At 65.0% G+C, this 20,834-nt stretch carries 22 protein-coding genes; 12 read left to right on the top strand and 10 right to left on the bottom strand.

The features are described from left to right. Together GM676_RS28020 and GM676_RS28015 are read left to right on the top strand one after the other, a co-directional pair. On the top strand, nt 1-1,161 hold a 1,161-nt coding region (locus tag GM676_RS28020; protein WP_155467558.1), incomplete at its 5' end, for an LPXTG cell wall anchor domain-containing protein. Between the two features lie 92 nt (nt 1,162-1,253). Then, entirely contained in the window at nt 1,254-2,459 is a 1,206-nt protein-coding gene (locus GM676_RS28015) for an aspartate aminotransferase type Ic (protein ID WP_155467557.1), read from the top strand. A gap of 76 nt (nt 2,460-2,535) precedes the next feature. On the opposite strand, the gene GM676_RS28010 is transcribed toward GM676_RS28015, so the two are convergent. The 3 genes from GM676_RS28010 to GM676_RS28000 all read right to left on the bottom strand — a co-directional run bounded on the left by GM676_RS28010 (nt 2,536) and on the right by GM676_RS28000 (nt 4,960). Continuing rightward, complete coding sequence (locus tag GM676_RS28010) at nt 2,536-3,609, bottom strand: DUF4351 domain-containing protein (RefSeq protein ID WP_155467556.1); 1,074 nt, start codon at nt 3,607-3,609, stop codon at nt 2,536-2,538. A 99-nt stretch (nt 3,610-3,708) separates the two neighbouring features. Beyond that, nucleotides 3,709-3,987: a flagellar protein FliT gene (locus GM676_RS28005; RefSeq protein ID WP_155467555.1), complete on the bottom strand. Its 279-nt coding sequence runs from the start codon at nt 3,985-3,987 to the stop codon at nt 3,709-3,711. Between the two features lie 145 nt (nt 3,988-4,132). Beyond that, nucleotides 4,133-4,960, bottom strand: a complete 828-nt coding sequence (locus GM676_RS28000) for an HDOD domain-containing protein (protein WP_155467554.1) — start codon at nt 4,958-4,960, stop codon at nt 4,133-4,135. 117 nt (nt 4,961-5,077) lie between these two features. Between GM676_RS28000 and GM676_RS27995 the strand changes: the two genes are divergently transcribed. Together GM676_RS27995 and GM676_RS27990 are read left to right on the top strand one after the other, a co-directional pair. Then, entirely contained in the window at nt 5,078-5,722 is a 645-nt protein-coding gene (locus GM676_RS27995; RefSeq protein ID WP_155467553.1) for a class I SAM-dependent DNA methyltransferase, read from the top strand. Between the two features lie 68 nt (nt 5,723-5,790). Continuing rightward, a complete protein-coding gene (locus GM676_RS27990) occupies nt 5,791-5,982 on the top strand; it encodes a CsbD family protein (RefSeq protein ID WP_155467552.1) in 192 nt (63 codons plus the stop codon). A 48-nt stretch (nt 5,983-6,030) separates the two neighbouring features. Here the strand turns inward: GM676_RS27990 and GM676_RS27985 are convergent, their stop codons facing one another. Together GM676_RS27985 and GM676_RS27980 are read right to left on the bottom strand one after the other, a co-directional pair. Next, nucleotides 6,031-8,238: a S9 family peptidase gene (locus tag GM676_RS27985; protein ID WP_155467551.1), complete on the bottom strand. Its 2,208-nt coding sequence runs from the start codon at nt 8,236-8,238 to the stop codon at nt 6,031-6,033. Nucleotides 8,239-8,318: 80 nt separating this feature from the next. Then, nucleotides 8,319-9,689 carry an MATE family efflux transporter gene (locus GM676_RS27980; RefSeq protein ID WP_155467550.1) on the bottom strand — a complete coding sequence of 457 codons (1,371 nt, stop codon included), beginning with the start codon at nt 9,687-9,689 and terminating at the stop codon, nt 8,319-8,321. 94 nt (nt 9,690-9,783) lie between these two features. Between GM676_RS27980 and GM676_RS31645 the strand changes: the two genes are divergently transcribed. Continuing rightward, nucleotides 9,784-10,098 carry a beta/gamma crystallin-related protein gene (locus GM676_RS31645; RefSeq protein WP_170304374.1) on the top strand — a complete coding sequence of 105 codons (315 nt, stop codon included), beginning with the start codon at nt 9,784-9,786 and terminating at the stop codon, nt 10,096-10,098. A gap of 35 nt (nt 10,099-10,133) precedes the next feature. Here the strand turns inward: GM676_RS31645 and GM676_RS27970 are convergent, their stop codons facing one another. Beyond that, the gene (locus GM676_RS27970) at nt 10,134-11,024 is read right to left on the bottom strand and encodes a LysR family transcriptional regulator (protein WP_155467548.1); all 891 of its coding nucleotides are present in this window, start codon (nt 11,022-11,024) and stop codon (nt 10,134-10,136) included. Between the two features lie 188 nt (nt 11,025-11,212). On the opposite strand from GM676_RS27970, the gene GM676_RS27965 reads away from it, so the two are divergent. The 3 genes from GM676_RS27965 (at nt 11,213) to GM676_RS27955 (ending at nt 13,261) form a co-directional block, all read left to right on the top strand. Beyond that, complete coding sequence (locus GM676_RS27965; RefSeq protein WP_170304373.1) at nt 11,213-11,899, top strand: glutathione S-transferase family protein; 687 nt, start codon at nt 11,213-11,215, stop codon at nt 11,897-11,899. A 95-nt stretch (nt 11,900-11,994) separates the two neighbouring features. Further along, on the top strand, nt 11,995-12,948 hold the full coding sequence (locus GM676_RS27960) for a DnaJ C-terminal domain-containing protein (RefSeq protein WP_371866395.1): 954 nt from the start codon (nt 11,995-11,997) through the stop codon (nt 12,946-12,948). Between the two features lies 1 nt (nt 12,949). Then, on the top strand, nt 12,950-13,261 hold the full coding sequence (locus tag GM676_RS27955; protein WP_155467546.1) for a chaperone modulator CbpM: 312 nt from the start codon (nt 12,950-12,952) through the stop codon (nt 13,259-13,261). Here the strand turns inward: GM676_RS27955 and GM676_RS27950 are convergent. Continuing rightward, nucleotides 13,239-14,309 carry a LysR family transcriptional regulator gene (locus tag GM676_RS27950; protein ID WP_155467545.1) on the bottom strand — a complete coding sequence of 357 codons (1,071 nt, stop codon included), beginning with the start codon at nt 14,307-14,309 and terminating at the stop codon, nt 13,239-13,241. The genes GM676_RS27955 and GM676_RS27950 overlap by 23 nt on opposite strands. A 101-nt stretch (nt 14,310-14,410) precedes the next feature. On the opposite strand from GM676_RS27950, the gene GM676_RS27945 reads away from it, so the two are divergent. From GM676_RS27945 to GM676_RS27930, 4 genes are read left to right on the top strand one after another with little or no spacing between them, the layout of a single operon-like run. Continuing rightward, nucleotides 14,411-15,022 (top strand): FMN-dependent NADH-azoreductase, encoded by a 612-nt coding sequence (locus GM676_RS27945; protein ID WP_155467544.1) that lies wholly within the window; start codon nt 14,411-14,413, stop codon nt 15,020-15,022. Nucleotides 15,023-15,078: 56 nt separating this feature from the next. Then, nucleotides 15,079-15,981, top strand: a complete 903-nt coding sequence (locus GM676_RS27940; protein WP_155467543.1) for a cysteine hydrolase family protein — start codon at nt 15,079-15,081, stop codon at nt 15,979-15,981. Further along, complete coding sequence (gene pncB, locus GM676_RS27935) at nt 15,978-17,174, top strand: nicotinate phosphoribosyltransferase (RefSeq protein WP_155467542.1); 1,197 nt, start codon at nt 15,978-15,980, stop codon at nt 17,172-17,174. Before GM676_RS27940 ends, pncB begins: the two co-directional genes overlap by 4 nt. Next, nucleotides 17,171-19,477, top strand: coding sequence for a putative bifunctional diguanylate cyclase/phosphodiesterase (locus GM676_RS27930; RefSeq protein ID WP_155467541.1), 2,307 nt, complete (start codon nt 17,171-17,173; stop codon nt 19,475-19,477). The genes pncB and GM676_RS27930 overlap by 4 nt, the downstream gene beginning before the upstream one ends. Before the next feature lie 21 nt (nt 19,478-19,498). On the opposite strand, the gene GM676_RS27925 is transcribed toward GM676_RS27930, so the two are convergent. Genes GM676_RS27925 through GM676_RS27915 form a run of 3 tightly spaced genes read right to left on the bottom strand, consistent with a single transcriptional unit; the run spans nt 19,499 to nt 20,812 of the window. Further along, nucleotides 19,499-19,801 carry a hypothetical protein gene (locus GM676_RS27925; RefSeq protein ID WP_155467540.1) on the bottom strand — a complete coding sequence of 101 codons (303 nt, stop codon included), beginning with the start codon at nt 19,799-19,801 and terminating at the stop codon, nt 19,499-19,501. A 39-nt stretch (nt 19,802-19,840) separates the two neighbouring features. Continuing rightward, nucleotides 19,841-20,140, bottom strand: a complete 300-nt coding sequence (locus GM676_RS27920) for an antibiotic biosynthesis monooxygenase family protein (protein ID WP_155467539.1) — start codon at nt 20,138-20,140, stop codon at nt 19,841-19,843. A gap of 27 nt (nt 20,141-20,167) precedes the next feature. Next, nucleotides 20,168-20,812 (bottom strand): TetR/AcrR family transcriptional regulator, encoded by a 645-nt coding sequence (locus tag GM676_RS27915; protein ID WP_155467538.1) that lies wholly within the window; start codon nt 20,810-20,812, stop codon nt 20,168-20,170. Nucleotides 20,813-20,834 lie beyond the last annotated feature (22 nt).

Genomic DNA, 20,834 nt, shown 5'->3' with positions numbered 1-20,834 from the left:
GCCGGCGCGGGCAAGGGCGCCGCAGTGGGCACCGGAGCGGCGGCCGCGGCAGGCCCGGCATCCGCTGCGGCTGTGGTTGGTGCGGGGACAGAAGGCGGCGCGGCAAGCGCGGCGGCGCCGGTGCGCGATCGCAGCAAGCCGGCGCCGTTGCCGTCGATGCATGAGGCCGAGACTGGCAAGCCGGGCGAGGTCAAGGAGGCGGCGCGGCGGATTGCGGGTGTGCTGGTGTCGGCGGACGGCAAGCCGATCAAACCGTCTGCCAGGGAAGAGTCGGCGGAGGTGCCGGTGTCGGTGTCGCAGGCTTTGCTGCCTTTGGGGCCGCTGCCGCTGCCGAAGGGCGTGAAGCGGCCCGCGCCGGCGTCGTGCGCGCCGACCGGCATGAGCGCCAAGGAGTGCGTGGCGCTGGATCAGCATAATGCGGAGTTGTCCGGCAAGATCACTGAGCTGGAAGGTAAGTTGAAGGCGCTGCAAGGTGCGCTGGGCGGCGCGGCGCCGGCGGCGGCCACCGCCGCTGCGGCGGCGAAGAACGGCGCGGCCAGCAGTGCGGCGACGGCCGGGCATGGCGATGCGGCAGCGGCCAAGGCAACCACCATCCAGGCAGCGCCCGCCAGCGCGGCTGCGAAAGCGGCGCTACCGGCCAGCGCAGCAGCGAAAGCGGCGCTACCGGCCACTGCGGCTGCACCAACCGCGACGCCGGCCAGCGCGGCCGCTTCGGCCGGGGACGCGGGGCAGGGGGCGGCACATGCGGCTGCTGGCGGCGCGGGCAAGGATGGGATGGCGTCGGCCAGCATGTCGGCGCAGGGCGAGACGGAGGCGCACGCGGCCAAGGCGGCTGGCACCGAGGGATCGTCGGCCAGCGCTGCCGCATCGGCGGCCTCGGCTTCCGTGCCGACCAAGCAGGTGCGCGTCCTGCCCAAGCTGAAATACAAGAAAGAAAAGGAAAAAGAAAAGCCGGCCGAACAATCCAGCACGCTGCCGCTGATCGCCGGCGGTGTCGGCCTGCTGGCGCTGCTGGGTGGCGGCTTCGTCGTCTGGCGCAAGAAGAATGCCGGCAAAGGCCCGCTGAAAATCTGGCAGGGCTTCCGCAAGAAAAAGGCCGAGGAACCGGTACAGGAATTCGCTCCGGTGCCCGATCCCGCCCCCGAATCGGCCGCCTCGTAATACGCTAAGCGCATAAGCATATAGCTGTAAGCTCTGCGTCCGCTCAAGCGATCTGGGGTATAGTATTTTTTTAATATTCATGCCCCCCGCCAATGAGCTATCAAGCACAGTACCAAGCCTTCAAACAACTCGGCCTCAAACTCGACATGTCGCGCGGCAAGCCGGCGCCGGAGCAGCTGGACCTGTCCAACGCGCTGACCGCCGCGCTGGACGGCTACATCGCCGCCGACGGCACCGACGCCCGTAACTATGGCGGCACCATCGGCCTGCCGGAGGCGCGCGAGCTGTTCGGCCAGTTGCTGGATGTGCCGGCCGCGCAAGTGGTGGTGGACAGCAGTTCCAGCCTGTCGCTGATGCACGATGTGATCATCTACAGCCTGCTGAACGGCGTGCCCGGCCATGCGCCATGGGTGCAAAACCCGGTGACTTTCTTGTGCCCGGTGCCCGGCTACGACCGCCACTTCGCCATCTGCGAGGCGCGTGGCATCAAGATGATCAATATCCCGATGAACGAGCAAGGTCCGGACATGGATCTGGTGGAAAAGCTGGTGGCCGAGGACGCCAGCATCAAGGGCATGTGGATCGTGCCGAAGTACAGCAACCCGGGCGGCGTGGTGTATTCGGACGCGGTGGTGCAGCGCCTGGCGGCCATGAAAACCGCCGCGCCGGACTTCCGCCTGATGTGGGATGACGCTTACCGCTTCCACCACCTCGGCGCGCAGAAACTGGCGGTGGCGAATATCCTCGACGCCTGCGCCAAGGCGGGCAATCCGGACCGCGCGATTGTGTTTGCCTCGTCCTCCAAGGTGAGCTGGGCCGGTTCGGGTGTGGCGGCGCTGGCGGCGTCGCCGGCCAATATCGCGTGGTGGACCAGGCACGCCGGCCTGCGCAGCATCGGCCCGGACAAGATCAACCAGCTGCGCCACGTGCGCTTCCTGAAAGACTTGCCGACCGTGGAAACCCTGATGGAACAACACCGCCAGCTGCTGAAGCCGAAATTCGATGCGGTGCTGGAACAGTTCCAGGCCTGTCTGGGTGGTGTGGAAGGGGTGTCGTGGACCCGTCCGGAAGGCGGCTACTTCATCGACCTGATTACCCCGGACGGCGCGGCCAGGCGCACTGTGGCGCTGGCCAAGGAAGCCGGCATCACCCTGACCCCGGCCGGCGCGGCCTTCCCGTATGGCGTCGATCCGAAGGATCGCCACATCCGCATCGCCCCGAGCTTCCCGTCGCTGGACGAAATCAACAAGGCGGCGCAGGGCATCGCGCTGTCGCTGCGCGTGGCGCTGGAAGGATAAGGAAAGGCATTATGGATTGGCGGGACGAGGAGGTCAAAGCTGCGTCCCCGCTAATCCGTGCTGAACTTTTGCCGCATTATCCCAATACCTGCTTCAACGATTGCGCTGCCGCCAGCGCATCGCTCCAGTGTTCAAGCTGCTCCACGCTGGCCCTGGCCAATTTCTTGCGCGCGGTTTGCGGCAACGGGCCGAAGCGCTGCTCAAGCAGCCGTTCCAGCAACGCCCCCGCTCCTTGCTTGCGCCCTCGTTCCAGCCCTTGTTCGATGCCTTGTTCGATACCTTGTTCAATGCCTTGTTCAATGCCTTGTTTCAGGCCTTCTTTCCGGCCCCGCTCCAGGCCTATCTTGATGCCATTGTCGATGTAGGTTTGTTCCACTTGATTGTACAGTCTCATGTCATCCTCCTTTTCCAACCGGGAAATGGCCCGCAAATAGCGTTGGTGATACGGCTCAGGCAAGGTCATCATCCAGTTGGCTATCGCCAGTAGTGTGATTATGCGCGTTCTGTTCCAGCGGTGCTGGAACACTAATCCATTCATATGGACTTTGGCCGCGTAGAGTTTGTCCGGATCATGATGAGCCTGCTGCGTGTGCCAGTGCGCCAGCGTGACCCAGGCGATCGGATTGTTTGATGCCTCCAGCGCGGCGATGTCGGCCACGTAGTCGAGCAGCTTGACGATGCTGAAAGTGAACTCCTTCACCGTGCCCGGCAATTGCTGGCGGAAGCGGCGCGGCCGCCAGTTGGGATGTTCATCGGCCAGCAGCGCCAGGCTGATTACCGGCAAACCATATGCCTCGCCGATACGCTCATTGTAGTCGCGCATGCGCCGCGCCAGTTTGGGGTCGCGCTGTGCCTGAATTTCGATATGGACCAGCACCTGTCGCCCGCCGCCCTCGCGCAGGCACACCTCGGCCAGTTTGTCGGCCACCATGACATCGGGTGCGGCGCTGAAAGCGAGCCTCGCCAGTTCCTTGTCGCGAAAGCGCGGCCGCTGGCGCCAGTCGATAAGGGCGCTGAAATCGGGGAAATAGAAGTCCATGAAGGCCCGGAAGGCATGCGTCAACGCCGCTTTCCAAGGCATGTCATAACGGGCGGGCGGAGCGATATTCGACATTCGCCCAGTCTGCTGCAAAGTCAGGTCATGCCACATGACCAATTTCAAAGTATTACAGAAAAGAAAAGCGCCGGTGGCTTTGCAACGCTCTTGAGCGTCACAAGCGCACCGGCGCCTTTGGGGTAACTAATCGATTTATTGACGGGCCATGCCGGGGATGGTGTTGATCCAGGGATCGGTGGCGTCGCGGATGTCGCGGTCGTTGGCCAGGATTTGTTTCAGCAGATCGATCTTGCGCAGGCGTTGGGCGCCGGCCAGGGCTGGCACGCCGGTGGCGACGGCACGCGCCTCGCCGGCGCATTCGGTTTCCAGCTTGCCCAGGCGGTCCAGATCCCCCATGCGTGCGGCGGCCGCCATCTGAGTGGTCAAACCGGCAATGTTTTCATACATCGAGAGGACTTCGGAAGAGGTCATATTCCCACCTGGCTAAGTTAAAGCGGATTACCGCATGTCCTGATTAACGTCGCCTTAAACGGGAACTTTAGGGTTTTTTGAAAAAAATCGAAAAAAAATCCGCCTGCGGCAAAACAGGCGGATTTTGATAACTAAAGATTAATTTTTACTTGACCAGCTCTTCCAGGCCGGCGCTCAGCTCGTCCGGCGGCGGCATGTCGTCGATCAAGGCGTTGTCTTCCAGGCCCAGTTCCTCGGCCAGGTCGACCGGGTAGCAGGCGGCGATTTCGTCGTCGGTCAGCTCGGCTTGCGCCACGCGCGCGCGCCAGGCCGCCAGCGCCACCACCGCCGCCAGGCGGTTCAGTTCACCGTTGTGGTGTGGTTCCGGGAAGGCCGAGATGGTTTCCGAGAAGGTGTGCGGGAATTTCCAGCGCTTGGCCAGTTCGGCGCCGACGTCGGCGAAGGTGTAGCCCAGCGAAGCCTGTTCGGCGTCGAGGCGGCGCGAATCCAGCGGGCCGGCCACTTTGTCGAGGGCCATGGCCTGTTCCGGCGCGGCCGAATGGATCACCAGCTGGCCGATGGCGTGCATCATGCCGATGGTGAAGGCGAGGTCGGTGTTTTCCTTGGTTTTCTTGGCGATCCACTTGGCCGAGACGGCGGTGTGCAGGCTGTATTTCCAGAATTGCTTGAGGTCGAGGCCGGGCACGGTCTTGAAACCGCTGACCAGGCCGGAGCTGATGACCAGCGTGCGCACGGTGACGAAACCGAGCATCAGCACGGCGTCCTCCACGGTGCCGATGCTGCGCGAGACATGGTAGTAGGCCGAGTTGGCCAGACGCAGCAGCTTGGCGCTCAGTACCGGGTCCGTCGACAGTTTTTTCGCGATCTCTTCGGTCGAGACGCTGGCCTTGTCGAAACTGCTGATCAGCTCTTCCACGACCTTGGGCGCGGTGGGCAACGCAGTTGGATTCTGGAACAGGGCATCAAGTTTCATATTTATCTCCTCGGTGATTAGCGCGTTGCTATAGGCTAACTATATAGCGATTCCTCGCATGACAGAAGAGATTTACAGAGGAAGCGTCGCTTTTCTGTGTCGCGGTACACTGGCGGCATGGAACAAGAAAAGATAGATCAAATTACACAAACCACGCTGCGGCACTACGAGCGCACGGCTGAGCAGTTTTTTGCCGGCACCATCGATCATGATGTGAGCCAGAATATTGCGGCGCTGCTGGAAGCGATCTCGGCGCCGGCGCCATACCGCTTGCTCGATCTGGGCTGCGGGCCGGGGCGGGATTTGAAGGCGTTCAAGGTCATGGGGCATGAAGCCATCGGCATCGATGGTTCGGCGCGATTTGTGGAGATGGCGCGGACGTTCAGCGGCTGCGAGGTGTGGCGGCAGGATTTCGTCCATCTGGATTTGCCGGCCGCGCACTTTGATGGCATCTACGCCAACGCTTCGCTGTTCCACGTGCCCAGCGTGGCGCTGCCGCAGGTGCTGCGCGATCTGCATGGCGCGCTCAAGAGCGGCGGCGTGCTGTTCAGTTCCAACCCGCGCGGCGACAACCGCGAAGGCTGGAACGGCCCGCGCTACGGCAGCTACTACGATTACGAGACTTGGGAGCGCTACTTGATCGATGCCGGCTTCACGCCGATCCGCCACTACTACCGGCCCGAAGGACTGCCGCGCGAGCAGCAGCCGTGGCTGGCCAGTGTGTGGCGTTGCGTTCGGGATCGCACAGAAGCTCGACCATGAGCTGCCTATAGTGGTGGACATGCATGCAGCACTGGGCTGCATGTGCTTTAGCTCAGAAGGAGTTCATCATGAACAAGGACCAAGTCAAAGGTAAAGCCAAGGAAATCGGCGGCAAAATCCAGGAAGGCACTGGCAAGCTGGTAGGCAGCTCGGAACAGCAAGCCAAAGGCCTGAACAAGCAGGCCGAAGGCAAAATCCAGAAAGGCTACGGCGACGCCAAGGAAGCCGTGGAAGACGTGGTCAAAGGCAACCGCAACTAATCGACCGCCTTTCCATGAAAAAGCCGCTGTCACCAGCGGCTTTTTGTTTTACTCAGGCTTCAGATTCTTCTTGAAGAACGCCTCGATGTTCCCGTACACGTGACGCTGCGGCGCCCGGCCCGAGATGCCGTGCTTGCCGCCCGGGTAGGTCATCAGCTCGAAGTGCACATTGCGCTTGACCAGCGCGTCGATCATGCGCGTGGTGTTGGTGAACAGCACGTTGTCGTCGGCCATGCCGTGCATCAGCAGCAGCGGCGATTTCAAACCATCCAGATGCGAGTACACGCCGCTGTATTCATAGCCGGCCGCGTTCTCTTTCGGCGTGCCCATGAATTGCTCGGTGTAGTGGGTGTCGTACAGCGACCAGTCGGTCACCGGCGCCACCGACACGCCCATCGCAATCTTGTCCGACGCTTCCGCCAGCAGGCGCAAGGTCATGAAGCCGCCGTAGCTCCAGCCGAACACGCCGATGCGCCTGGCGTCCACGAAGCTTTGCTTGCCCAGCCACTCGATGCCGGTCAGCTGGTCTTCCACTTCCACGCGGCCCAGTTGATGGTAGTTGGCGTCGGTGAAGGCGCGCTCGCGGCGGAAGGAGCCGCGGTTATCCAGGCGCCAGACCACAAAGCCCTGCTGCGCCATGTACTGGTCGAAGAAGTTGCCCCATTTGCGCGACACGTGCTGCGAGTGCGGGCCGCCGTAGGTCGACAGGAACACCGGATACTTCTTGCCCGCGTCGAAGCCGCTTGGCTTGATGATGGAGTAGTACAGGGTCTGGCCATCCTTGGCCTTCAGCGTGCCGTACTCGGTTTTCAGGTGCGCGTCGAGGTACTTGCCGTAAGGGTGGTTGGCGTTCAGCTCGTTATGCTCCAGCCACTGGATCATGCTGCCGTCCGGACGGCGGATGCTCACTTGCGGCGGCGTGTCCGGATTCGAGTAGGTGTCGACAAACACTTCGCCATTGCGGGCGAAGGACGAGTCGTGCCAGCCGTCGCCCTGGGTCACGCGGGTCGGCTTGTCGGCGCTGCTGCCGTCCAGCTTGAGCACGTAGGTCTGGCTGTCGACCACGGCGTCGCGGTTCGATGCCACATACACGCGGCCGTTCTTTTCATCCAGCGCCAGCAGGCGGTCGATGCCCCATTCGCCGGCGGTGATGGCGTGCTTGAGCTTGCCGTTCATGTCGTACAGGTACAGGTGCTTGCGGCCGCTGCGTTCCGAGGACCACACAAAGCCCTTGTTATCCGACAGGAAGCGCAGGTCGTCAAAGATGCCGACCCAGGTTGGCGAGGTTTCGGTGATCAGGACTTTTTGCGCCAGCGTGGCGGCGTCGACCGACACCAGCTCCAGTTTCTTCTGGTCGCGCGACTGGCGCTGGAACAGCAGGGCCTTGCTGTTGGCGCTCCAGTCGGCGCGCACCAGATAGATATCTTTTTCCGCGCCCAGCGCGACGTCGCGGATTTCGCCGGAGGCCGGCGAGACGATCTTCAATTCCACCAGCACGTTGGGATCGCCGGCGGCGGGGTAGCGCTGCTCGACCACCTCGGTGCGGTCGGCGAAGATTTCAAAACGGCGCACCACCGGCACCGGCGTTTCATCGTAGCGCTTGTAGGCGATGGCGGAATCGTCCGGGGCCCAGTAGTAGCCGGTGGTTTGCGACATCTCTTCCTGCGCGATGAACTCGGCCTCGCCGTTGTGGATGGTGCCCTTGCCATCGGTGGTCAGCTGCTTTTCCTTGCCACTCGACAGGTCGATCACGAACAGGTTCTGGTCGCGCACGAAGGACACGTAGCGGCCCTGCGGCGAAATCTTCGGATCGAACACATTGCCGGAAGCGACCATGCGCGCCTGATCCGGCCTGGCCACGTCGATCAGGTACAGGTTGCCGGCGATCGGCACCAGCAGGCGCTTGCCGTCCGGCGACCAGCTGTAGCTGAGGATGCCCTTCAGGCTGGCGATGCGCTCGCGCTCGCGGCGCGCCTTCTCGGCGTCGGACAGGTTCTCTTCCGGCACCAGGCGCTTGGAATCGACCAGGCGGTGCATGGTCTTGTCCTTGAGGTTGTACTCCCACAGGTCCATCTGGAACTGATTGTCTTCGCGGCCGCGCAGGAAGGTGACGCGGGCGCCGTCCGGCGACACCTTCAGGCTGCGCACGCCCGGACCGCTGAGCGACGGATCGCTGTGAATACGGTCCAGCGTGAGTTTTTCGGCGGTGGCGTTGGCGCCGGCCAGCAGGGCGAGGAAGCAGAGTATGAAGCGCATGGTGTGTCTCTTGGTTGCGGAAGCCAAGACGATACCAGACGCTCCCGGCCGTGGCGAGACGGCAAGATTCTGAATCCGCGCTAGAAAACCGTTTTTCCTTCGGCGACCCGGCGCAGCGCCAGCCGGTGTAGCGCCCAGCTGAGCAGCACCGCCGCCACCGTCAGGCCGATGCACAGGCCGATCCAGAAACCGGCCGCCGCCATGTCGCGGCCCAGGCCCAGCCAGCAGCCCAGCGGCAGCGCGAAGCCCCAGAACGCCAGCAGCTGGATCTGCATCGGCTGGCGCGTGACCTTGTAGCCGCGGATCGCGCTGGAGGTGGCCACCTGCGTCGCGTCCGACAGCTGGAACAAGGCCGCGAACAACAGCAGATAGACGCACAGCGCCTGCACCGCCAGATCGGAGGTGTAGGCGGCGGCGATCTGCTGGCGGAACGCCACCATCAGCACGGCCGACAGCAGGCCAAACGCCAGCGCCATGCCGACGCCCACCCAGGCGACGAAACGCGCGCGCACCGCGTCGCCTTCGCCCACCGCCTGGCCGACGCGGGTGATCAGCGCGATGCCAAAGCTGAGCGGCACCATGAACGTCAGTGAACTGAAGTTGAGTGCGATCTGGTGCGCCGACACTTCCACCACGCCGTAACGCGCCACCAGCAGGCTGACCGCGCCAAACGCGCTGACCTCGGCAAAGTAGGTCACGCCGATCGGCAGGCCGAGGCGCAGCGTGGAGCGGATCTCCGGCCAGTGCGGCCATTCCCAATGTGTGAACGGATCGGTGGCGCGGTAGGCCGGCGCCACGCGTATCCACAGCAGCATGGCGCCCAGCATCAGCCACATGCACAGGCCGGTCGCCACCGCGCAGCCCACGCCACCCAGCTTGGGCAAGCCCCAGTGGCCGAACACCAGCAGCCAGTTGACCAATACATTGAACAGCAGGCCGAGGATGGCGATCACCATCACCGGCTTGGTCTGGTTGATGGAGGTGCTGTAGCCGTACAGCGCGCGATACGCGGCCAGCGGCACCAGCCCGATGCTGATGATGTGCACGAACAGCGAGGCCTGCCGCTGCACATGCGGCGTCAGGTACAGGTGGTCGAACACCAGCGTGGCCACATTGGCCAGCAGCGCCGCCACCGCGCCCACGCCGACACTGGCCCACAGCGCCTGGCGCACCGTGTGCGGCACCTTGTCCAGCGCGACGGCGCCGACGTCGTGGGCGACGATGCTGTTCACCGCCATCATGATGCCGGTCACCGTCACCAGGATGATGCCCCACACCGAGGCGCCCAGCGACACCGCCGCCAGTTCGTCGGCGCTGGTGTGGCCGGTCATGGCGACGTCGGCCACGCCCATGCCGACATTGGCCAGCTGGCCGATCAGCACCGGCCACGCCAGCGTCCACAGGGAGGCGATTTCACGGCGGATATTGGGCAGGGTGAAGGTATGCGGCATGGGGCGGAAAGTGCGTTACAGAAACGCACAATTTTACTGTGTTGCTAACAGTTTTGCGCGTTATGATGCGTGCTCAGCCCTCCGGAGATGCTCCATGCCCCGTATTCTTGCCGCTTTTCTACTCTGTGCCAGCCCTGTGGTCTGGGCAGGTGACATCACGCTGTACACGCGCGAACATCTGGGCGGGCCGGCCATCACGCTGCATGAGGCGGCGCCGGATCTGGATCTGCAAGGCTTCAACGACAAGACCTCCAGCGTGGTGGTGCACAAGGGCTCCTGGGAGGTGTGCGCGGAAAAGCACTACAAGGGCAAATGCATGGTGCTCAAGGAAGGCGAGTACGGCGAGCTGAAAGGATTCGACAATATGATTTCCTCAGTGCGCGAAGTGGAGCCGAAGAAAGTGAAGTAGCGAAGCACGCACCACAAGAGTCTGAGCGTACCGGCCTACATCCCCTTGAACTTTTCGCCAGCCCAGTCCATGAAGATGGCGACCGCGGGCGGCAGGTGGCGCCGGCTCGGGTACACGATATTCATGCCCGTACCCGGTACGTGGTAATCGGGCAGCACTTGCACCAGGTTGCCATCGCGCAGGTCGCCAGCGGCGATCCGGTGCGGCAGCAGGGCGATGCCCAGGCCAGCCAGGGCGGCCTTGCGCATGGCCTGCATGGTGTTGCCGGTAAACCTGGCCTGGAAGGCGATTTCCTCGACAGCCGCATCCGCGCGTGCCAGGCGCCACGGCACCTGGCCATTGGGGCCCGCAAAGCCCACGCAATCGTGTTCGAGCAACGCCGCCAGCGTGGCTGGCGCCGGACGCCGGGCGAGATAGGCGGGGCTGGCCATCAGCATATTGTTGCCAGTCGCGACCTGGCGGCCAACGAAGCCGGAGTCGGCCAGCGCGCCGGCGCGAAAGGCGACATCGATGCGTTCGGCGATCAGGTCGGACAGCGCATCGCTGAGAACAAACTCCACGCGCACGCGCGGGTGGTCGGCAAGAAATTCCGCGAGCCACGCCATCTGGAAGTAATCGAAAAAGTCGGCAGGGGCGGCCACCCGTACCCGCCCGCTGGGTTCACGGCTGCCCAGTGCGATTTCCTGGCCCGCTTCGCGCAGGCCGCCCACGGCCACCGCGCTGCGTTCGTGCAGCAACTCGCCGGCGGCAGTCAGAGACAGCTTGCGCGTGGAGCGCTGCAACAGCCGCGTGCCAAGCTGCGCCTCAAGCGACTGAATGCGCCTGCTCACTGTGTTGGGCGGAATGCCCAGGCGGCGCGCCGCCTCCGCAAAGCTGCCGCTTTGCACCACTTCCACGAACAGCGCGATGTCATTTAAATCCAGCATGCCGCCAGATTACTGCTAAAAACGGATGATTGCAATCCAATTGACCCGTCTAGTCATGCAATAGCGCCAGCCGTATGCTGCGTTCCATGTGCTGGGGCGAGCGCTTCGCCTGCCAGTTTTTCATGAACAGCCTGTCGCGGAAACCATCCTGGCAGGCATTTTGAACGAGGAATTATATGGAGCCCGTATTGTTTTTTGCTACGCCTGGCGGTTGTTCGCTGGGTGCCGTGATTGCCTTTGAATGGTCTGGCCTGCCTTACCGGCTGTGCAGGGTGCCGTTTGCCGACGAGGCTGCCAATCACGATTACCGCCGGATTAACCCGCTGGGCCAGACACCTGGCTTGTTGGCCGATGGCAAGGTGATCGCGCAAAGCCTGGCCATCCTGAATCACATTGCTGCCCGCTCCGACGATCCACGCATGGGGCCGAAGTCGGGCGCTGGTCTCGATCGCCTCAACATGCTGCTGGGTTTTCTTCATACCAGCTATTTCTCGTCCTACCTGCCGTACTGGAAAGCGCTGCGCGGCGTGAGCGACGAGGACAGCGCGGTATATGCCAAGCTTGGCAGCGGACTGGTGCAGACGGCCCATGAGCAACTGGAGCTGCTGCTGGGCGACCGGCCTTGGCTGTGCGGTGACAGCCCGACCATTGCCGACGCCTATTTTGCCGGCATTGTGCGCTGGAACGACTTCCACCGCGCCATCGATCAGAGCCAGTTCGGCCGCATCACCGCTCTGCGCGCCCGGCTTGAACAGTTGCCGGCCGTGCAGTTCGGCTACGCTGCCGAGAACGGCTTGCCGCTGGTCAGTGAGGGGCAATTTAAGGGCTTGGTGACGGCGGCGGAGCTGGCCAGCGCCAGCACCGGCTACGTCTGACGGCACCGGCGGCGGCACAACGAAGGCGCCAAGCGGCCCGCACCTTTTGTACATTTGCGCTAGACTGGCAGCGGTGCAATACGGGAGCGGGCAACGTGGAATACAAGGATTACTACCAGACGCTGGGCGTGGCCAAGACGGCCTCCGAGGAGGAAATCAAGAAGGCGTACCGCAAGCTGGTGCGCAAATACCATCCGGACGTCAGCAAGGAAGCCGACGCGCAAAAGAAAACCCAGGAAATCAACGAAGCCTACGGCGTGCTGGGCGACGCGGAAAAGCGCGCGGCCTATGACGACCTTGGGCGCGGCCAGCACTACCGCGCCGGCCAGGAATTCCGCCCGCCGCCCGATTGGGGGCGCGGCTTTGGCGGCAACGGTGGCGGCGCGGCCGGCGCGGGCGGTTTCGGCGGCTTTGGCGGCGGCGATCCGGGCAGCGACTTTTTCGCCGACCTGTTCGCCAACCTGGGCGGCGGCCGCCGGCGCCAGCAGGCGCCGCAGCGCGGCGAGGACAGCCACGCCAGCATCACCATCGAGCTGACCGACAGCTACCACGGCGCCACCCGCAGCATCAGCCTGATGGTGGCCGAGCGCGACGCCCAGGACCGCATCGTCACGCGCGAGCGCAACCTCAGCGTCAACATCCCGAAAGGCGTGACGGCCGGCCAGCAGTTGCGCTTGTCGGGGCAGGGTCAGCCCGGCGCGGCCGGGCCCGGCGACCTGTATCTGGAAATCCAGTTCCGCGCCGACGCCCGCTACCGCATCGATGGCCGCGACGTCTATCAAACCGTGCCGGTCACGCCGTGGGAAATGGCGCTGGGCGGCGAGATCGAGGTCGGCACGCCGTCGGGCAAGGTGAACGTGACGGTGCCGGCCGGCTCGCAAAGCGGACGCAAGCTGCGCCTGCGCGGGCGCGGCATTCCCGGCAAGGAGGCCGGCGACCTGTATCTGCTGCTGGAAGTGGTGCTGCCGCCGGCCGCCACCGACCGGCAGCGCGAACTGTATCAAACCATGGCGCGCGAAATGGCCTTCAATCCGCGCGCGGGAGGATGAAATGGGACAGGCAATCTTGACGGCCGTGGTGGTCGACGACGAGGCCGCGCTGACGCTGGAGGAACTGGCGCAGGCGTGCGCGGTGGAACCGGAATGGGTGGTGCAGCATGTGCGCACCGGCATCCTGCTGGAGGACGCGCCCGAGCACAGCGGCGGCTGGCGTTTCAGCAGCGCCGACCTGGTGCGCGCGCGCCGGCTGTGTCAGATCGAGCGCACCTTTGAAGCCAACGACGACGTGGCCGCGCTGGTGGTGGACCTGTCGGAAGAAATCCGCCGCCTGCGCGGCAAACTCAGCGCGGCCGGAGTGAAATAGGCGCGGCCACCGCCAGCCCGGCCGGCGCGCCCGGCTGCGGCGGCGCCGGCATTTTGCGTTCGCCGCTCGCGGTCAACTGGTGATAGCCGTGCGCCTGCGCCGCGTGGGCCTGCAACTCGCAGGCCTCGCGCTCGCTGAGCGGCGTGTCGCCGCCCTGTTCGAGGTCGAGGAATTGCTGGATCAGCCAGCGCGTGGCCGGACCCGGCTCCTCGTCGCCGCGCCGGATGATGTACAACGGGAAGCTGAACGAACTGCCCTCGGCGATCTGCAATTGCACCAGCCGGCCCGCATCCAGATCCCACTGCACGAACTCCAGCGGCATATTGCCCCAGCCGATGCCGTTGCGCAGCAGCGCGTGCTTGGAGCTGAGATCGCCCAAGCGCCAGTCGCGCAGGGCCAGCACGCCGAAGTCCTGGCCCTGGGTCAGCGTGCTGCGGTCGGTCAACACCAGTTGGGTGTGCTCGCGCAGGATGGCGCTCGGCACGATGCCCTCGATCTGCGCCAGCGGATGGTCGGGCGCCACCACCGGCACCATGGTGACGAAGCCGCAAGCCTGGCGCTCGATCACGTCCGGCGTGCCCGGCATCCAGCCGCTGATGCCGATGCGGCAAGTGCCGTCCACCACCAACTGCGTCACCGCGCCCAGCGCCTCGGTGCGCAGGCGCATGGAGACGGTCGGGAATTCCTTCTGGAAGGCGTGCAGGATGCGCACCAGCTTGCAGGTCGAGAACATCACATCCACCACCAGCGACACCTCCGCCTCCAGTCCGGCCGACAGCGCCTTGGCGCGCGCGCGCATGCCGTCGACCTTGAGCGACACCGCGCGCGCGTCGGCCAGCAGCGCCTTGCCGGCCTCGGTCAGGGTGGGCTTGCGCTTGCTGCGGTCGAGCAGGGCGACGTTGAGCTGTTCTTCAAGATTGGCAATGGTGTAACTGATCACCGACTGGGTGCGGTGCAGGGCGCGCGCCGCGTGGGCAAAGCCGCCATGGTCGATGACGGCAATGAACACGCGCAACTGGTCGAGGGAGGGAAGGCCGGGGTCTCTCATGATCGATTTTATCGATAAGTAAAATAGAAATAAACCGCATTTCGTCGATATTATAATCGTTTTATGATGCGGCCATTCCCTCACCGAAAGGACACAGCATCATGGCAAACGTACTCCACATCGACAGCAGCGTGCGCAGCACCGGTTCCCTGACCCGCCAACTGGGCGCGGAATTCATCGCCAAGCTGAAAGCAGCCGACCCCTCGACCAGCGTGGTCACCCGCGACCTGGCCACCAGCCCGGTGCCGCACCTGACCGAGCAAATGCTGGGCGCCTACTTCACCCCGGCCGAGCAGCGCAACGCCGAGCAAGCCTTCACCATCAAGACCTCGGACACCCTGGTCGACGAACTGCTGGCCGCCGACACCATCGTCATCGGCGCGCCGATGTACAACTTCTCCGTGACCTCCGGCCTGAAAGCCTGGATCGACCACGTGGCCCGCGCCGGCCGCACCTTCAAGTACGGCGCCAACGGCCCCGAAGGCCTGGTGCACGGCAAGAAAGTATATGTGATCGTGGCCACCGGCGGCGCCTACAGCGCCGGCCCGGCCGCCGCCTACGACCACACCACCACCTACCTGCGTTCGGTGCTGGGCTTCCTGGGCATGACCGACGTCACCTTCGTGGTGGCCGAAGGCGTGGCCATGGGCGAAGAAGCCGTCAACGCCGCGCTGGCCAAGAGCCGCGCGCAAATCGAGGCGATTGCCGCCTGAGCAACATCGGCGCCCCGCGCTGGGGTATCATGGGGGCTCATTGCAACGGAGTCCCCATGAAACGGAATCTGCATCTTTTGATGATAGACCCGCAAAACGATTTTTGCGACCTGCCGGAAACCTACCGGCCGATCGACCCGGTCAGCCGGCAAGCGCTGGCGCCAGCCTTGCCGGTGCCAGGCGCCCACCAGGACATGCTGCGCCTGGCAAGCCTGATCAACCGCGGCCGCGCCGGCCTCACGGCGATCAGCCTCACCCTCGATTCCCACCACCGTTTCGACATCGCCCATCCGACCTTCTGGATCGCCGCCGACGGCGCCCCGGTCGCCCCGTTCACTGAGATCACCGCCGCCGAGGTGCGCGCGCAAAAATACCTGCCGCGCCATCCGGCCGGCCTGGCGCTGGCATTGAACTACCTCGACCGGCTGGAGGCCGCCGGCCGCTACCGGCTGATGGTGTGGCCGGTGCACTGCGAGATCGGCAGCTGGGGCCATAACGTCCACGCCGACGTGCGCGCCGCCTACAGCCATTGGGAAGAGGCCGCGCTGGGCATCGTCGCCAAGCTGGCCAAGGGCTCCAATCCCTGGACCGAGCACTATTCCGCCGTGCAGGCCGAGGTGCCGTACGAGGACGACCCCGACACCCAGTTCAACACCAGGTTCGTGCGCTCGCTGGCCGAGGCCGACCGCATCTACGTGGCCGGCGAGGCCGGCAGCCACTGCGTGAAAGCCACGGTAGAACACATCGCCGATTATTTCGAGCGGGAATACGGCGCCGCTTCCTTGCGCAAGCTGGCGCTGATCACCGACTGCGTCAGCCCGGTGAGCGGCTTCGAGCCGCAGTACCAAAGCTTCCTGCGCGCCATGCAGGCGCGCGGCGTGCAGCTGATGCAGTCGGCCGACGTGTTGCCGGAACTGCTGGACAACGCCAGCCGCGCGGTGGCGATGGGGAACGCATGAAGCAGCCTGTTGTCCGTAGCCTGCTGGAGACGGATCTGTACAAATTCACCATGTGGCAGGCGCTACTGCACGGCCATCCCAACTCGCACACCGAGTACGAATTCGTCTGCCGCAACACCCCGGCCTTCCCGCTGGCCGACCTGCGCGAGGAGGTCGAGCAGGAGCTCGATCACCTGTGCTCGATGAGCTTCCGCGACGAGGAACTGAGCTACCTGCGCTCGCTGCGCTACATGAAGAGCGACTTCGTCGACTTCCTCACCGTGTTCCGCTTCCAGCGCAAGTTCATCGATGTGCGGACCGCGGGCGGCACGCTGGTGATCCACGCCAGCGGCCCGCAGGTGCACGTGATGGGGTTTGAAATCTACGTGCTGTACATCGTCAACGAACTGTACTTCAGGCGCTTCGATCAGGCCGCCGCGCTGGCCGAGGGCCGCACCCGGCTGGCGGCCAAGATCGCCGCGCTGAACGCCTTCGGCGCCGAGCCGGCGCGCCGCTTCCCGTTCGAGTTTTCCGACTTCGGCACGCGCCGCCGCTTCTCCGGCGCCTGGCACGACGAGGTGGTGCAGCGCCTGGCGCGCGACGTGCCGGACTATTTCAAGGGCACCTCCAACGTCTACCAGGCCATGCGGTTCGGCCTGATCCCGATCGGCACCATGGCGCATGAATACATGCAATCGTTCCAGGCCTTCGGCGTGCGCCTGCGCGATTTCCAGAAAGCCTCGCTGGAGGCGTGGGTGCAGGAATACCGCGGCGACCTCGGCGTCGCCCTGACCGACGTGGTCGGCATGGACGCCTTCCTCGACGACTTCGACCTCTACTTCGCCAAGCTGTTCGACGGCCTGCGCCACGACTCCGGCGATCCGGTGGTGTGGGGCGAGAAAGCCATCGCCCACTACGCGGCGCTGCGCATCGACGCCAAAACCAAGCGGCTGGTGTTCTCCGACGGCCTGAACCTGGACAGCGCGATTGCCCTGTACCGTCATTTCGCCGACCGCATCATGACCGGCTTCGGCATCGGCACCCACCTGACCAATGACGTCGGCCTGGCGCCGCTCAACATCGTCATGAAGCTGGTGTGCTGTAACGGCCAGTCGGTGGCCAAGCTGTCCGACTCGCCCGGCAAGACCGTGTGCAAGGACGAGACCTTCCTGGCCTACCTGCGCCAGGTGTTCAACCATCCGGCCGCCGCATGAACTACCTGTACCTGATCAGCGCCGGCATGTACGCGGTGGTGGGCCTGGTGCTGCTGCTGGTGTGGCGGCGCCATCGCGTCCAGACCTTCGCGCGCGACATGGGCTGCTCGACCCTGTTTGCCGCGCTGCTGCCGTTCGGCTACCTGGTGTCGGTGGCCGCGCCGGCGCCGTGGCAGACGCTCGGCGTCCCGCTGGTGGTGCTGGGCGCGATTCCCAACCTGCTGTTTCTGTCCTCGGGCGTGACGCAGCTGTCCGGGCGCCGCCTGCCGCAGGGCGCGGCGGCGCTGATCATCGCGCTGGCGCTGGCCGCCTTGCTGCTGCCGAACAACGAGCACAAACTGCTGTACTGGCCGCTGTTCAACATGAGCGTGCTGCTGACCATGGGCGCGCTGGCCATGCGCTGGCTGTGGCGCACCGGCGCCGGCGTGCGGCTGGCCGGCCCGCTGCTGATCGCGCTGGGCTTGAACCAGCTGCTGCTGATCTTCTACGGCGAACCGGCGCTGGCGCTCAACATCGTCATCGCCACCTTGCTGCGCGCCCTGATCGGCGCGGTGTTCATGCTGTCGGCGCTGGATGGCGCACTGCGCGAGTCCGGCAAGCTGGCCGCGCGCTTCCAGCAGCTGACCGAGCACTCCCTGCAAGGCGTGGTGGTGACCGACGGCGCCCGCATCCTGTACGCCAATCCGGCGGCGCGCACAATCTATGGCATGCCGCTGGGGCTGGACCATCACATCGCTTTTTCCGACCTGCCGCCGCAAGCGTTCAGCGAGGCGCTGCTCCAGCATCATCACGGCTTGCTGCAAAGCGGCCAGACCGACCTCACCAGCTGGGAAGGGCGGCGCCAGGTGGCGGACGGGCGCGAGCTGGAGCTGCGCTTCGAGGCGTGGCGGGTGGAGTGGGACGGTCAGCTGGCCACCCACATCCTGATCACCGACGACACCGAACGCAACGCCAGCGCGCGCGAACTGCTGCACCAGGCCACCCACGACAAGCTGACCGGCCTGCCGAACCGCGCGGTGCTGATGCAGCGCCTCAACGAATACTGCTACCTGACCGACGGCTCGCCGCCGTGCACGCTGGTGGTGCTGAATATCGACCGCTTCAAGCTGTTCAACCAGAGCCAGGGCCTGGTGGCCGGCGACCAGTTGCTGAAAGCCTTTGCCGCGCAGCTGCGCGAGGTGCTGGGCGCGCGCGCCGAGCTGATGCGGCTGGGCGGCGATGAATTCGCCATCGTCGATCCGGAAGGCGGCGCGCCGCGCGAACTGGCGGCGCGCTTGCAGGCCGCCTGCGCGCGGCCGGTGCGGCTGGCCGGCGGCGAGTATGTGATCGACGCCTCGATGGGGCTGGCCATCTTCCCCGACCACGCGGTCGACGCCGAGGCGCTGCTGCGCGCCGCCAACGCCGCCATGTACCAGGCCAAGCGCATCCCCGGCACCTCGCTGTCGATGGCCGAACGGCGCTTCGCGCAGATGAGCAGCACGGCGCTGGAAAACGAACAGGCGCTGCGCAAGGGCATCCGCAACCAGGAAATCTATCTCGACTACCAACCCAAGATCGACGCCGTCAGCGGCAGGCTGCTGGGCTTTGAGGCGCTGGCGCGTTGGCACCGCCCCGGCATCGGCCCGGTCAGCCCGGTGGAATTCATCGCGATCGCCGAGCGCACCGGCCAGATTTCCGAACTGGGCTCGCTGCTGCTGGAACGCGCCTGCCGCCAGATCGCCGACTGGCGGCGCGCGATCGGCGGCTGCGTGCCGGTGGCGGTCAACGTCTCGCCGATGCAGCTGCTGAACAAGGGCTTCCCGCAACTGGTGCAGCGGATTTTGCAGCAGACCGGCATTCCCGCGCATTGCCTGACGCTGGAAATCACCGAGAGCGCGGCGGTGGAAAATCTCGAAGATACCCAGACCCAGCTGCAACAGCTGCGCGCGCTGGGGATCGAAGTGGCGATGGACGATTTCGGCACCGGCTTCTCCTCGCTCAGCATGCTGCGCGAGCTGCCGCTCAACACCCTGAAGATCGACCGCGGCCTGATTTCGCCGCTGCCGGCGCCCGACGCGGTGGCGGTGGTGACGGCGATCTGCCAGCTGGCCGGCGCGCTGGACCTGCAAGTGGTGGCCGAGGGCATCGAAACGCTGGAGCAAGCGATCGCCGCGCGTGACGCTGGCTGTCACGCGTTGCAGGGCTATTACTATGCGCGGCCGTTGACCGTGGCCGATGCCGGCGCCTGGCAGCAGCGCGAGTTGGGCGCCGGCACGGCCTGCTGCGCCGACGATGACACGGCGGCGCTGGCCGGGCAGGATTGAGGCGCCGGCTGGCGCCCGGGCTCAGGCCTCGCGGGCGCCGTAGCCGCCCATGATGGAATCGGCCTTGTCGCGCTCGTCGTCATCGTAGATATCGACGGTGAGCATGGCGCCGCTGCGCTGGCGCGCGGCGGCCGCGGCGGCGGGACCGCCCGGCGTCAGCGAATCGAGCAGATTGCCAACCGTGCTGGTGGCCACATTCGGCGCCAGCGTGGTGTGCTTGGTCAGCTTCACGCTCGATTGCGGGAAACCGCTGGAGAGCAGGGCGCTGCGGGCGCTTTCGGCGTCCGTTACCTGCTCAAAGTTGCGATGGATGCTGCGGGTCATGATGGCCTCCTGCTGAGACACATGGTGCGTGGCGGCCGCTCAGAAGCCGGCCACCACGGTTTCAAAATGCTCTACCTTGGGCGGCAGCGCGAAATGGCCGCCGACCAGTCCGCGCCAGTCCTGGAAACCGCTGCTGCCGCGAAAATCGACGGTGTGATTCTCCAGCGTCTCCCACTCGATCACCAGATGATACGTGTCCGGCGTTTCGATATCGCGATCGAGACGCATGGACTGGCAGCCCTTGGCGGCCTTGAAAATCGGCACCGCCTGGGCGACGGCGGCCTGGAAGGCGGCGTGGGCTTCGGGCTTGATGTACAACTCGGCGATTTCGTAAATCATGGACATTCCTGACGGTGGACGGATGCTCTATTGTGCCTCAACTGGCGCGGGCGTGCGCAGGATGAAGCGCATGGCCTGTTGCGCCAACTGCTGCACGTCGGCGCCGTAGCCCGGCTTGTACCACTGCACCGTCCAGTTGAGGGCGCCGAAGATCAGCAGCCGGTCGAACTGCGAGGGCGTGACCCAGGCACCCGATTGGTGCAGTGCGGCAATCGCCTCGTCCCAGATCGCCTCGTAGCGGTCCTTGAGGGCGACCAGGCGGGCGCGCGAAGCCTGGTCGAGCGAGCGCCATTCATACAGCAGCACGGCGATGAAATGGTGGTCGGGCGCCAGCAGGGCGTGCAGGTGGACCTCGACCAGCCGGTGCAGCAGGGCGCTGGGCGAGAGCGGCTGGGCGGCGACGGCCTCGATCTCCTCCAGCGCGCGCAGCAGGCCCTGCTCCATGATGGCGGCCAGGATGTCCTGTTTGGTCTTGAAGTGATAAAACCAGCTGCCGGCTTGGATGCCGGTGGCGGCGGCGATATCGCGCACGGTGGTGTTGTCGTAGCCCTTGGTGCGGAACAGTTCGGCGGATTTCTCGATCAACTCGGCGCGCAGCCCGCCGCCTTCGCCTTTTTGCGGGCGGCCGCGTTTCTTGGGAGCGGGAACAGCTTGGACGGCGGCATCGGACATGGCGAGGTCGGTAGCTGGGTTA

The sequence above is a fragment of the Duganella radicis genome, from assembly GCF_009720825.1.
Lineage (GTDB): Bacteria > Pseudomonadota > Gammaproteobacteria > Burkholderiales > Burkholderiaceae_D > Rugamonas > Rugamonas radicis.
Note: the sequence above shows the minus strand (reverse complement) of the source record. Positions and strands in the feature narration are given on the sequence as shown.